The 13,110-nt window shown below is 67.7% G+C and carries 10 protein-coding genes; 6 read left to right on the top strand and 4 right to left on the bottom strand.

What is annotated here, in order from left to right:
* Position 1: 1 nt before the first annotated feature.
* Positions 2–166: a hypothetical protein gene (locus D7X99_RS42700; RefSeq protein ID WP_158626942.1), complete on the bottom strand. Its 165-nt coding sequence runs from the start codon at positions 164–166 to the stop codon at positions 2–4.
* On the opposite strand from D7X99_RS42700, the gene D7X99_RS07075 reads away from it, so the two are divergent.
* Positions 165–521: a hypothetical protein gene (locus D7X99_RS07075; RefSeq protein ID WP_147476046.1), complete on the top strand. Its 357-nt coding sequence runs from the start codon at positions 165–167 to the stop codon at positions 519–521. The genes D7X99_RS42700 and D7X99_RS07075 overlap by 2 nt on opposite strands.
* A gap of 1 nt (position 522) precedes the next feature.
* Positions 523–4,638 carry a HEAT repeat domain-containing protein gene (locus D7X99_RS07070; protein WP_158626941.1) on the top strand — a complete coding sequence of 1,372 codons (4,116 nt, stop codon included), beginning with the start codon at positions 523–525 and terminating at the stop codon, positions 4,636–4,638.
* A 50-nt stretch (positions 4,639–4,688) separates the two neighbouring features.
* Here the strand turns inward: D7X99_RS07070 and D7X99_RS07065 are convergent, their stop codons facing one another.
* Positions 4,689–5,879, bottom strand: a complete 1,191-nt coding sequence (locus D7X99_RS07065) for a cysteine desulfurase-like protein (protein WP_121777076.1) — start codon at positions 5,877–5,879, stop codon at positions 4,689–4,691.
* A 37-nt stretch (positions 5,880–5,916) separates the two neighbouring features.
* The gene (locus D7X99_RS07060) at positions 5,917–6,531 is read right to left on the bottom strand and encodes a CAP domain-containing protein (protein WP_121777075.1); all 615 of its coding nucleotides are present in this window, start codon (positions 6,529–6,531) and stop codon (positions 5,917–5,919) included.
* Positions 6,532–6,696: 165 nt separating this feature from the next.
* Between D7X99_RS07060 and D7X99_RS07055 the strand changes: the two genes are divergently transcribed.
* The 4 genes from D7X99_RS07055 (at position 6,697) to D7X99_RS07040 (ending at position 10,291) form a co-directional block, all read left to right on the top strand.
* Positions 6,697–7,167: a putative toxin-antitoxin system toxin component, PIN family gene (locus tag D7X99_RS07055; RefSeq protein WP_121777131.1), complete on the top strand. Its 471-nt coding sequence runs from the start codon at positions 6,697–6,699 to the stop codon at positions 7,165–7,167.
* A gap of 85 nt (positions 7,168–7,252) precedes the next feature.
* Positions 7,253–8,659 carry a LysM peptidoglycan-binding domain-containing protein gene (locus D7X99_RS07050; protein WP_121777074.1) on the top strand — a complete coding sequence of 469 codons (1,407 nt, stop codon included), beginning with the start codon at positions 7,253–7,255 and terminating at the stop codon, positions 8,657–8,659.
* A 15-nt stretch (positions 8,660–8,674) separates the two neighbouring features.
* The gene (gene deoD, locus D7X99_RS07045; RefSeq protein WP_121754782.1) at positions 8,675–9,388 is read left to right on the top strand and encodes a purine-nucleoside phosphorylase; all 714 of its coding nucleotides are present in this window, start codon (positions 8,675–8,677) and stop codon (positions 9,386–9,388) included.
* Between the two features lie 12 nt (positions 9,389–9,400).
* On the top strand, positions 9,401–10,291 hold the full coding sequence (locus D7X99_RS07040) for an alpha-ketoglutarate-dependent dioxygenase AlkB (protein ID WP_121777073.1): 891 nt from the start codon (positions 9,401–9,403) through the stop codon (positions 10,289–10,291).
* 178 nt (positions 10,292–10,469) lie between these two features.
* Here the strand turns inward: D7X99_RS07040 and D7X99_RS07035 are convergent, their stop codons facing one another.
* Positions 10,470–12,845 (bottom strand): RIO1 family regulatory kinase/ATPase, encoded by a 2,376-nt coding sequence (locus tag D7X99_RS07035; RefSeq protein WP_121777072.1) that lies wholly within the window; start codon positions 12,843–12,845, stop codon positions 10,470–10,472.
* Positions 12,846–13,110 lie beyond the last annotated feature (265 nt).

Genomic DNA, 13,110 nt, shown 5'->3' with positions numbered 1-13,110 from the left:
CCTACGCCCTGTTCCTCCAGGCGGTCGGGCTGGTGAGCGTCGCGTCCGCGGGAGCGACGCTGACGGCGAAGCGGCCTCCTCCGCCCGTGGAGGCGTGAGGTGGTAGGGTTTCGCGGATGCGATATCTCTCCGCGATGAAGGTCCGCCGCTCTTGGATGCTCGGCATGGCCAGCCTCCTGTTCGCGTCCCCGGCCTGGGCCCGGGGGAATGGTGACGGCCCGGGGCCGGTCTTCTTCCTGGGGGCCGTCGTCGTGGTGCTGGGGTTCATCGTGGGATTCGTGCTGCTCTTCCTCAACGTCACCGGCCGTCAGCGCAGGTATTCCCCCATCCTGGGGCTCCTCGCGGGCCTGGGGACGGTGGTGCTGGGGATGGGGTTGAGCGAGCCGCTCCTCAGCGGCGAAAACGATGGTGTCATGGAGGTTGCTCTCTGGTGCCTCGTCCTCAGCGGTGTCTGCGAAATCATCGCGGCTGGATGGGCGCTGCTGCGCCGTGACCGGGGCTCAGCGCCGAAGAACCCTTGATATGGACGCGAATACATCCAAGGAGACTGGCGGCCTGGCCGCCCTGAAGGGTTACGACTATCAGGAAGTGGCGACGGTCTGGCTCGCGCTGCATCTCATCTTTGAGCGCCAGGTACCGTATGTCGTCATCGAACCCGCGCCACATGCCGACCTTGAAGCCGTCCCTGTCGAGGACGCTTCGTCCAATATTCGCTTCGATTCAGCGCGCATCCTGTTTCAGATCAAGTATCGAGGGAGCGCCTGGACGGGAAAGGCCGCCTTCCGGAAGATCGTCGAGGCGCCCCCTCCCTCAGATACAGCTCCCGCGCGCAAGAGGTCCCCTGTTCCGGTGGAACAGCTCGCCGCGGATCCCTCCCTGCGTTACGTGCTGATCACCAACGGCCAGTTCGCTTCAGACTCAAGGGACTTTGTAGTTCCCAGTCTGGAGAGCCTTCCAAGGAAGGTGCCGAAGGCAATACTCGAGGTCTCCGAAGGCGCCTCCTCCGAGGAAATTGCTTCCCGCATTGGCATCATGGAGTTACTGACGCACGCAGAACTCACGACGCGCATTCGTCGATTGTTCGAGAGCCCAGACGTCGCGCTGTTTGTCCCGGCGACACGTTTCGATGAAGCCTTGATGCTGTTGAAGCAAGACGTGCATGCAAAGCTCATCGGAAATGGTTCATTACAATGGACGCGAGACGATATCCTTGAGCAACTGCGCCGTCTGGGAGGATCACCCACGCGAACCGCGGACATGGATGACTTCGTGCAGCCTCAAGGCTACGACCAGTTCGAGGAGCGGCTGGCGAAGGGAAACGGGTTGCTTCTGAAAGGGCCTCCAGGCGCAGGGAAGACCCTGGTCGGGGACATGCTCACATTCAAGCTGCGGACGGCCTCGCCTCCTTTCGAGGTGGTTCACGCGGATTCGCCAGGAGACATCCTGCAACGCCTTGGCCAGGGTGGCCCATTCCTGTTCCGCGTGGATGATCCCTGGGGACAGGATGCGCGAACTCCGGAGAAGGGCTGGGCCACGCAGTTGCCAACCCTGTTCCGACGAGTCTCCGGGACTGCCCATAAACTTCTTGTCACCACCCGCATGGGCCTGCTGGGAGACGTCTATGGTGGTCGCGTCCCGCCCGAAGTTGAGCGGGTGAGCGCGACACTCGACTACGAGAGCTACGACACGTCGGCCCGGCAGCGAATACTGGACCGAAAGTCGCGAGCCCTTCCGTCAGTGGGTCGGCGACAGTTTGTCCGGAAGCATCGTGAAGAGATCATCGAGACATTGAAGGTCCCCCTTTCCATTGATCGCTTTGTCTCCGCCGTGATCGCAGCGCCGCGACACCCCGAGTTGGACCTCGAGAAGCTCCTGCATGACGCCGAAGTGGGCGAGTTGTCCGGAACGCTCGAGCGCGAGGTTCGAGGGTTGGGCTGGGCCCAGGGCCCGGCCATGTTCCTATGGACACAGCTCTGCGTGAGCGCGGCCTGTGACTTCGGGAGCGTGCGAATGCGCGCGCAACGTCTGCAGTGCCAACCCCAGAAGCCGTTTCCCATCCAGAGGCTCGTGGATTGGCTGGTTGAGGCTGGATGGTTGCGGCGGAATGACATGCGCCTGAGTGCCCACCCCACGACGGTGACGGGGCTGGGACGGTTCCTGGACAGCCTTCCGGATGAGGCCGACCACCTCATGGGGGAGTTGCTGGAACAACTGTGTGGCAAGGAAGAGGCCCACGCGGCTTATGAGATCGCAGACCGTCTTCCCGATGCGAGACGTGCCTCCCTTCCCCACGAGGTCTCCACCCGCATCCAGCAACATCTTCTCGATGAAGTGCTGCGAACCCCGTTCGGAAACTTCGTAGAGGTGTTGCACGCGACGCGCCGATGGGCGCCAGAAGGCGGGCCGATCGCGCTCTTGCTCGATGCCCTCCTGCACCCTCCCAGGCCAGCGGATGCGGGCTGGTGGGAACTCAGATGGGTCCCTCCAGACTGGCAACCCTCGACCTATGAACTCATCCAGGCGTCTTCCGACGCGCGGCGGATCCTAGAGCGTTACATCCACTTCTGGCCCTGGACGGTAGGCCTCGCGCTGCACGAGAGCGGGTTCGAGGAGTGGACTTCGCGTTTCGGATGGGACCTGAGTCCGGTGTATTCGCAGAGCCTCAATGATTCCCTTGAGGCTGGCGGCCATGCCGTCGGTGAACTGGCCCAGGGCGCGCTGAGTGGACCGGCGCCTGACCATGAGGCGCTTCTAGACAGGATCCTGATGGCATTGGAAAAGCCACCGGAGGAAGACGCGCCTGGCGAATTGTATCGAAAGGCCAATCAGGGTGTACTGGATGCTGCGTACGCCGACTATCTCTTGATTGGAGATGGCACTCCCCATGAGGCTGCCTACACCGCGCTGGATGGCTGGGTGGTGGCTCGGCGACGGCGAGAAGGCCATGCGTGGATTCTCACCCATCCCCGGAGAAGTCGCCTGTACGGGCGATGGGCGGATGCCATGCGCGAGGGAAATCCTCCGCCAGGGGTGGCGGAAGTCGAAGCATTCCTCGATGTTGGAGAGGAGGTGTCCTCCGACGACGCCTGGCGCATCATCGCGGAGCATCAGTTCGCAATCTTTGCCCCTCGCATGGTGGATGCTCTCGGCACCCTCCCGCAGAATGGGATCGGGAGTTGTCTCGGCGCATTGTCGGGTCTCATTCCGGCGCCGGAGCTTGGGGCGGCTCTTCGCGAACGGAGCCTGGGGTGGTCCGAGGAGCGCAGGGCGTTCGTCGTCATGGCTGCCGAGGAGCTTGCGTCCTGGTCCAACGATAAAATGAAGCCCTATCGTGAGGAGCTGAGCGCGGCCATGGGTGTCCCGCTGGCCACACTCGTGAAGCAGTGCGTGCGCACGGCCTCGGACAAAAAGGGGCTTCACGCGGTGCCGCGGCTTTCGCCTGAAGACTGCGCGCGACTGCGTCAATGGGCACAGCGCCCTGAAGGAAAGCTCGGACAGGCCAGTCTGCTGACCCTGGCTGTGTCAGGAGAGTCCGTGGTCACGGAAGCAGCGCAGGCCTTGGCCATCGGTGACCCCAGGGTTCGCATAAAAGCCGTCCGGGCGCTTGCAAAGGATTCTTCGTCCGATGCACGCGGCCTCCTTCTCCGGACCTTGTCCGACGTCGAGGCCGGGGTTCGGGAGGCTGTCGTTCGTGCCTTCCCCTCAAGTGCCTCGCCGGAAGAGCAGCAAGCCCTTCTACGTCATGCGCACGATGAGAGTTCCTTCGTCCGGAAGGCCTTCGTCGGGGTGATGGCCCGAGAGCATTGGGACTTGGGGCGCAACGCCCTTGTCGAATTGCTTCGGGATTCTCACGACAACGGCCCCGGGGTGGAGGAGCACGTCGAACATGGGATTGCTCGGGCCGCCGCCAAAGCCCTTGCGGAATGGAAGCCCCATCCTCCAGCAGTCATCGACGAACTCTTGCGCTTCGTGGCGGATGGGTTGGATGCCAACACGGATCCAGAGGTTCACAAGACCGTATTGGCGACGCTCATGAAGCTCGACGACCCGCGGGTCGCCGCCACGATTTCATCCGCCATTCACGGCGTCACCGGGCTGACGCGCTCATCCGCCACGCGCCTCTGCTTGTTGCTCGTGCAAGCGCTCAGCATTCACTTGCATCGATACCCGCAAAACCGCGAGGTCGTCGCGATTGTCCCCCTCGCGCGGGAGGCCATGGGCGCCGAGTCCTATTCCACGGGATGCGCCATGCTGGTGCTCGGGATGGTGGGCGCGCACGCCGAAACGGCTCGGATCCTGGAATCCTGCGAGCCGCGTTGGGAGCGGGCTGTGCTCGCATTGCTGGGGGCCGCATTGACGGCTGCTGCTCCATCCGACGCGGCCGAGCAGGTGCTACGCCAGCACGAAGGGATCGAACACTTCTTCGCCTGGTCTCGAAGCGGAGAGCAGGCTGCGGCCGAGGTCTGGGCCCGTCGATGGAGCGCTCATGCCAGTCTCCATGCCTGGTTCGCCGAACTCTGGGAAGTAGGGGGCGGATGGGCCAATGCCATCCTTTGGGGTGGGCAACTCCGTCATGGACAGGCGTTCGTGGCCAGTATCGAGGCCCACCCTCGTTTGAGGGCCGAGCCCGAATCCTGATGGATGGGCGCGGCTCAGGACTCATGGACGACGGATCGGGTCTCCCGGCATCAGGGCAGCGAATCCAGAGCCGCGAGCAACCGGCCCACGTCCTCCGCCGTGTTGTAGTGGAGCAACGACGCGCGCACTGCGCCGTCGGGCATGAGCCCCAGTGCCTCCGCCGCCATCGTCGCGTAGTAGTGCCCCGCCGCGACGCCCACGCCCTGTTCCGCCAGGTGCTCGGCCACGGCGCGCGGCGACAGGCCGGTCACGTTGAAGCAGAAGGTGGCCACGCGCCCGGCGGACGTCTTCGGCCCGTAGAGCTGCACGCGCGGGTGCCGGCACAACTGCTCCAGCGCGGCCTCCAGCAGCGGCTGTTCCAGTTGCGTGATGCGCTGGAAGGCTCGCGTCAATCCCTCACGCCCCGGCTGGCCCCCGCCCAGCACGTCGCGCAGATAGCGCAGCGAGCCCAACCATCCGGCCCAGCCTTCGTGGTTCGCCGTGCCCGGCTCGAACTTTTGCGGACCGTCATCCGGCATGAACCACAGCTTGTCCGCCGGCAGCCCCGCGAGGAGCTCACGCCGCACGAACAGACAACCCAGGTGCGGACCGAAGACCTTGTACGGCGAGAACACCGCGAAGTCCGCGCCCCACGCGCGCACGTCCGGCAGGTGATGCGGACTGGAGTGCACCGCGTCCACGAACAGCCACGCGCCCAATCCGTGTGCCACCTCCGCCGCCGCGGCCACGTCCGGCGTCGCGCCCACGGAGTTCGCCGCCGCTGACAGCGCCACCAGCCGCGTGCGCGGCGTGACGAGCTTGCGCAGCTCGGAGGCCTCCAGCCGTCCCTCCGGCCAGCTCGCGCACCAGGTCTTCACCTTTACGCCCTGCGCCTCCAGCGCGCGCCATGGGGCCGCGTTGGATTCGTGCTCCAGTTCGGAGATGACCACCTCGTCTCCCGCCTGGAAGAGGCGGGAGACGGCACGGCCCACCTGGAAGGTGAGCGCGGTGGCGCTGGGCCCGAGCATCACCTCGTCGGGCCGGCAGTTCAGGAACTCCGCCGTCTCCTCGCGCGCCCGGGCCTTGAGCGCGGTGGCCACTCGGGAGGCGGGGTAGGGCTGGCCCACGTTGCAGCTGCCACCCGAGAGGAATTGATGGATGGCGTCGATGCAGTGCGTGGGCACCTGCGCCCCCGCCGCGTTGTCCAGGTAGCTGAAGCCGGACCGCAGGGCGGGGAAGTGCTCGGCGAAGGGGGAGGGCATGGGACGCGAAGCATAGCCCTCCGACCTTCAGGCGGAACTACGGCGTGCCGAAGTCCTGCGTCCAGTACGCGCGGTACGTGCTGGACGGCGCGTTGTAGTAGCCGATGCCCGACTGCTGCAGCGCCCCATTCATGATGTTGTTGCAGTGCCCGGTGCTGGCCATCCAGCCGTCCACCACCGCCTGCGCGGTGCCGTAGCCCGCGGCGATGTTCTCCGCCGCCGTCCGGTAGCTGTAGCCCGCGGACCCCATGCGCTGCCACGGCGTGGAGCCGTTGGAGCCCGTGTGGCTGAAGAAGTTGTTCGTGCCCATGTCCTTGGAGTGCTTGCGCGCCGCACAGCGAAGCTTGTCATTGGTCGTGAGCGCGCCCACCGCCGGCTTCACCACGCCGCCACAGGTGGCGCCCGCGGCTCGGCGCTGGTTGATGAGCGTGAGCACGTCCGCCTCGAACTTCACCCAGGCCGGGTCCCAGGTCGTCACGTCGTCGCAATACGCGGCGCTCGCACTCAGCCCGTTGCCGGCGACCTCCGTCTGGACCGGCGGCACCATGACGCCTTCACCCTGCGGCGTGGGCGCCTCCTCGCCTCCACAGCCGCCCAGCAGGGCAGCGGCGCTCAGCAACGTCAGACACAGCGAACGGGACGAGGGCTTCATGGACTGACCTTTCACCGGCGGTGGCCGGCAAGGGGGAAGGGGTTTAGCGAAATACATTCTTGTCGGTTATTCCTGGTTTCTGCCATGGACTCTCCGTGCATTGTGATTGCCGTGTGAAAGGGCAGGGTTGTGTCCGCGGTGTTGGTGACGGAAAGTTCCTGCATCGTGAAGACGCCTTCCGCTGCGCCTGCCATTCGTTTCGTGGTGCTGGACACCAACGTGGTGCTGGACATGTTCGTCTTTGATGACGTCTTCACGCGGCCGTTGGCCCAGGCGCTGCGTTCGGGCGCGCTGACGGCGTGGGCGGACCGGCACACGATGAAGGAGCTGGCGCTGGTGCTCGCCTATCCCTCGTTCAAGCTGACGGCGGACGCGCAGCGGACGGTGCGCCACGCGTACGGCGCGCTCGTGCGCGTGGCGGACGGTGAAGGCTCACCGATGGAACTGCCGCCGTGCCGGGACCGGGATGATCAGAAGTTCCTGGAACTGACGGCACGCGCGGGGGCCTCGTGGCTGGTGAGCAAGGACCAGCGCGTGCTGTCCATGGGCGGTGGACGGCGGCTGCCCTTCGACGTGCTCTCGCCTCGCCGTGCCTCGCAGGTGCTCGAGGCGGAAGGCTTCGTACGGAGCGCTTGAAGCAGGCAGGCAGGAGTGCGCACGCGCAGTCAAAATCGCGCTCCGCGCTTGGTGACCCGGGCATCTCGGGTCATCCTTCGGCCCGGTGCGTTCCTCACTCCTGATCCTCCTGTTCTGCGCCGGCTGCGCCGCGCGTGTCGTCACCCCCGTCCCGGCGCCCGCTCCGGCCCCGGTCCAGGCCTCGCCCGCGACGCCGCCCGTGGAGCCGCCGGCTGCGACACCTGCCGCGCAGGCCCCGGCTCCGGCCGCGTCCGAGCCCCAGTCCACGCTCGCCGTGAGCGCGTCCGGTGCCCCCGTTGCGATGCCTTCTCCGGCGGAGGTCGCCGCCGTCGTCACTGACGCCGCCGTGCGGGAGAACCCCTGCCCCGTGGATGCGGAGGACGAGGACGACGAGGCCACCGCGGCCACGGATGACGAAGGCGTGAGCGAGGAAGGCGAGATGCAGGCGCCGCTCGCGCCCGCCGCGCCCGCTGGGCCGCTGTACACCGCTGACCTGTCCGAGGAAGCGCTCACCGAGGCGTGGAAGAAGGACCCGGCCACGCTGGGCTCCATGTCCATCGGCTTCGTGGAGAGCGGCCGGCAGATCAACAGCGTGCGCGTGCCGGATGACAAGGATTGGCTCGTGGTGTCTCCGGACATTGCCTACGGCACGCAGGAGACGGTGGACTACGTGGCCGCCGCCATCCGCGCCGTGCGCGCGCAGTACCCGAACGTGCCCACGCTGCGCGTCAACCGCCTGTCCACCAAGGACGGCGGCTACCTGCGCCCGCACAAGAGCCACCAGAACGGTCGCGACGTCGACCTGGGCTTCTACTACCCGACCGCGGAGCCGGTGCGCGAGCGCGAGCGGGAGCGCTACATCGACGTGGCCATGAACTGGGCGCTGGTGCGCTCGCTGGTGGTCAACACCGACGTGCAGATGATCCTCGTGGACAAGCGCGTGATGAAGGTCCTGTACGACTACGCGCTGTCCATTGGCGAGGACAAGGTGTGGCTGGATTCGCTGTTCAACGCGGGCTTCAACTCGCTGATCAAACACGCGCGCCGGCACCGCGACCACTTCCACGTGCGCTTCTTCAACGGCCGCGCGCAGGAGCTGGGCCGCCGGGTGGCGCCGCTGCTGGCGCTCCAGCCGGACCAGAACCTCATGATGTACAAGGTGCGCAACGGGGACACGCTGGGCGGCATTGCGATGCGTCACAACTCCAGCGTGGTGGCCATCAAGAAGGCCAACCGGATGCGCAACACGTTCCTGAGCATTGGCCGGCGGCTGGTGATTCCGCTGAAGGGCCCGTGCACGCACTGCCCCATCCCCCCGCCGGTGCAGCTGCCTCCGCGCCGGATGCCTCCCCAGGCGGAGGCCCCCGCTTTGGTGAACACGGCGCCCGCGGCTTCGGGCAAGCTGCCCAACCCGTGCACTCCCGCCGCGCCGGCACCGACGCCGGTGGCCGTTCCCACGGGTGTTCCCTCCGGTCTGTCGACCGGACGCTGAAAGGCTTCTGCTTCCATGGCAACTCCGCACATCTCCGCGTCTCCCGGTGACTTCGCTGAAGTGATCCTCATGCCGGGCGACCCCCTCCGGGCGCGCTACATCTCCGAGCGCTTCCTGGAGAACGCGCGCTCCGTCACGTCGGTGCGCAACATGCTGGGCTTCACCGGCACCTTCCGGGGCAAGCGACTGTCGGTGATGGGGCACGGCATGGGCGTGCCCTCCATCTCCATCTACGCGACGGAGCTGGTGAAGAACTACGGCGCGAAGGTGCTCATCCGCGTGGGCAGCTGCGGCGCGCTGCGCACGGACGTGAAGCTGCGCGACGTCATCGTGGCGATGGGCGCGGGCACGGACTCCAACGTGAACCGCATGCGCGTGATGGGGCACGACTTCCCGGCGGTGGCGGACTTCACGCTGGCCCGGCGCGCGGTGGAGGCGGCGGAGAAGCGCAACAAGCCGGTGCGCGTGGGCAACGTCTTCACCTCGGACCTCTTCTACCACCCGCAGGAAGCGCTCAACGCGACGCTGGAGAAGATGGGCATCCTGGCGGTGGAGATGGAGATCGCCGGCCTGTACGGCGTGGCCGCGGAGTTCGGCGCACGGGCGCTGTCCCTGCTCACCGTGTCGGACCACATCCGCACCGGCGAGCACCTGTCGCCGGAGGACCGTCAGACGACGTTCGACGAGATGATCGAACTGGCGTTGGACGTGGCCGCCTCCGAGGCGTGAGGACCTGAGCGCATGGCCTTGCCTCCCCACAGGGGCCCGGGTTCCCCGCTGGCGCGCAAGGCCGCGCAGCGCACGCCGGGCCACCACTACAACGCGAGCTTCCTGAACTCGGCGGACCGCACGGAGATATTGGCGTGGCTGGGCACGCTGCACCCGCTGTGGGAGGAGCGCTTTTCGAAGCACTTCCCACCGCCGGAAGGCCAGCAGCAGCGGCGGTTGCTCAGGCCGGTGTACTGGCTGGGCAACTGGCAGTTCGCGTGTCTGGACTACTACCGGCCGCCGAAGGGCGTGAAGGACCGCTGCGTGAAGGCGGAGCCGTTCCCGGCGGTGCTGGAGCGGCAGATTGCGAAGGTGGAGGCGCTGGCGCGGCGGATGTTCCGGGGCCCGGACATGCCGCAGGGCTGGCACCTCAACACGTGCCTGGTGAACTTCTACGGCAACCGGTTGGAGGACGGGCGCTGGGTGGACACCGCGCGCGTGGGCGAGCACAAGGACTTCGAGCCCGGCCCGGTGGCGTCACTGTCGCTGGGCGAGCGCGCGCTCATCCAGTTCGTCACGTCCACGCGGCCCGGCGAGCGGGATGCGGTGGTGCTGGAGCAGTGGCTGGATGACGGGGCGCTGCAGCTCTTTGGTGGGGCGCAGTGGAAGGAGCAGACGTTCCACCGGGTGCAGCGGGTGGACACTCGCGCGGGGCACGTGATGCCGCCGGAGCTGCCGGACTTCCGCACGCGGCGCATCAACCTGACGTTCCGCTACGTGCCGGACGCGCACGTGACGCCGTTCGCGGCGCTGAGCCCGGAGGCCCGCGAGGACGTGCGCCCGTACATGGAGACGCTCGCGAAGGGCAGCCGGTTCTTCCGCGAGGAGCTGGCGCGGGAACCGCCGCCGGTGAAGGCGGAGTAGGGCGCGGCAGCCTCCGGCTGGCGTGGTTCAAAACCTGTCCGACCGTCGGACAGGTTTCCACGGTCCGGCTGGCGCCGGGGCCGACCTCGCGTCCTCGAAACTTGTCCGACGGTCGGACAGGTTTTCGCGGTGCGCCGGCGGCGGGGAGGCCTGGTAGGGCGCTCCCCCTGACCGAAGGCTAGGAGGATCCTGTCTCGGGGTTCGAGGACGAAGCCGCGGGCGGACGGGCCACGTAGCTCACCTGGGGCGCGGAACCCCGGGACGAACGTCCCGCGCCGCGCTCCGGGCCCTGACGGGGCATCCGGGGACCGTTGTTGGGCAGGTTGCTACGCGCCTCGCGAGGACCCGAGCCCGGACCCCGGCCATTCTGGCGCGGCTCGCCGTTCTGCTGCGGGTCGCCGTCCTGGAATGAGCCGTTGTTGCGCGGAGGCCGGCCGTTCATGCGCGACTGCGCTCCCGGACCCTCCTGGCGCGGCTCGCCGTTCTGCTGCGGACGACCATTCGCGCGCCACTCGTTGCGCGGCGGACGGCCGTTGCCGTTCGGCTGTTGCGCCTGACCGTTCACAGCAGCCTCGCCGCCGTGCGGCTGGCCGTTCACAGCAGCCTCGCCGCTATCCGGCTGACCGTTCTGGCGCGACGGACCCTTCAGGCCCGACTCACCGCCACGAGACCTGCCATTCATGCGCGGAGGCCGGCCGTTCTGCTGCGACGCCTGACCGTTCTCGCCAGAAGGCTGACCGTTCATGCGCGGCGGCCGGCTGTTCTGCTGCGATGCTTGGCCGTTCTCGGCAGCCGGCTGGCCATTCATGCGCGGCGGCCGGCTGTTCTGCTGCGACGCCTGACCGTTCTCACCAGCTGGCTGACCGTTCATGCGCGGAGGCCGGCTGTTCTGCTGTGGCGCCTGGCTAATCTCGCCAGATGGCTGCCTGTTCATGCGCGGAGGCCGGCTGTTCTGCTGTGGCGCCTGACCGTTCTCGGCAGACGGCTGCCTGCTCATGCGCGGGGGCCGGCTGTTCTGCTGTGGCGCCTGACCGTTCTCGCCAGAAGGCTGACCGGTCGTGCGCGGCGGCCGGCTGTTCTGCTGCGGTGCCTGACCGTTCTCGGCAGACGGCTGGCCGTTCATGCGCGGCGGCCGGCTGTTCTGTTGCGGTGCCTGACCGTTCTCGGCAGACGGCTGGCCGTTCATGCGCGGCGGCCGGCTGTTCTGCTGCGGTGCCTGACCGTTCTCGGCAGACGGCTGGCCGTTCATGCGCGCCTCGCCGTTGGGCGAGCGCGGCGGACGTCCATCGCGGCGCGGCTCGTTGCGCGGCCCTCCCTGCTGGGGCCGGCCGTTCATGCGTGCATCGCCCTGCGCCGCCGGAGCATTCGCGCTCTGCGCCACCGGGGCATTCGCACCCTGCGCCGGAGCGCCGTTGCGCGGTCCGCCCTGCTGCGGACGCCCGTTGTTGCCGTTGGGCCGGTTGTTGCCACCGCCCTGCGCCGGACGCGCTCCCGCGTTCTGCTGGGGCCCACCGCTCCCGGGCCGCGGCGCATTGCCGGTGCGCGGCGGCGGCTTGCCACCCGACCCACCGCGCCGACGCCCATCGCGCGGGCTCGCCGTGACGACGGGCCGCCCACGCTCGCCGCCACCCTGGCGCAGCACCAGCGCCTCCAGCGCGCGCAGCTCCGCCTCTTCCTCGCTGAGCCCTTCCTCCACCGCCACGGGCGCCGGAGCCGGACGGACCTCGTTGCGCCGGGCCTCCTCCTGCTGGAGGAACCGCTCCTGCCGGGACGTCTGACGGCCGGCGCCCTGCCGACGCGGCGCCTCGCGGAACGCTCCCGACGGCACGAAGTCCGGCGTCAGCTCGCGCCGCACGTACGCGTTCCAGATTTCGCCCGTGTCACCCGCGCGACCCGCCAGCCGGGACGAAAAGCCCGCCAGGAAATCCCGCACGTTGTCCAGGTCGCGGCGGAAGTAGAACTCCGCCTGGCTGTTGCGCGCCGCCGCCACCGTCTGCGGAAAGTCGATGATGGTCGGCCCGGACCCGCTCATCAGGATATTGTAGGGCGACAGGTCCCCATGAATGAGGTCCGCGCACATGGTGCGAACCACCTGGGCGCGCAGGTCCAGGTAGAGGGCCTCGGCCTCCTCGGGCGTCTGGGGCGGAGCCTCCACCAGCCGGGGCGCGGGCTGTCCTTCCGCGTCCCGCACCAGTTCCATGAGGAGGATGCCCTCGTAGAACAGCACCGGCGTGGGCACGCGCACGCCTTGTGCGTGCAGCTTGTAGAGCGAGTCCGCTTCCGCGTTCTTCCACGCCTCTTCCGCGGCGGCCTGCCCGAAGCGGCTGCCCTTCTCCATGGCGCGGCGCGTGCGCGAGTTGCGCACCTCGCGGCCTTCCTTGTAGCCGGAGTTGTTGCGGAAGTTGCGCTCGTGGCGCTCCTTGTACAGCTTCGCTGCGACAACCTGGCCGGCGTGCTGGACGAGCCACACCTCCGCCTCCTTCCCCGTCTTCAGCTGGCCGATGACGGCGTCGATGATGCCGTCGGCGAGGAGGGTCTCGAGGGAGTCATTCATTCTTAAGCAAAAGGCCGGAACGGCACGGGGCGGGGAGCAACAGTCGATGCGCACACCGGCGGCCCCTGCTCGCCATGATGCACGTTGGAGATGAGAACACCGGGCAGGCCCTGGTTTCCATCGCCGTTACGCTGAACGTCATCCAGAAAGCCCACGTACCGCTTGCTAGCAGCTTGGGAAGCAGGGGGCCAGGGGTGCCCCCGTGCCTGTAGCCTGTTCTCCGCCCACCCCTGCCCAGGGACCGGATTGACGGCCGCCCGGCGTC

Source organism: Corallococcus sp. AB032C, from assembly GCF_003668935.1.
Classification (GTDB): Bacteria; Myxococcota; Myxococcia; order Myxococcales; family Myxococcaceae; genus Corallococcus; species Corallococcus exiguus.
The sequence above is the reverse complement of the archived record's forward strand: the minus strand, read 5'-3'. Positions and strand labels throughout refer to the sequence as shown.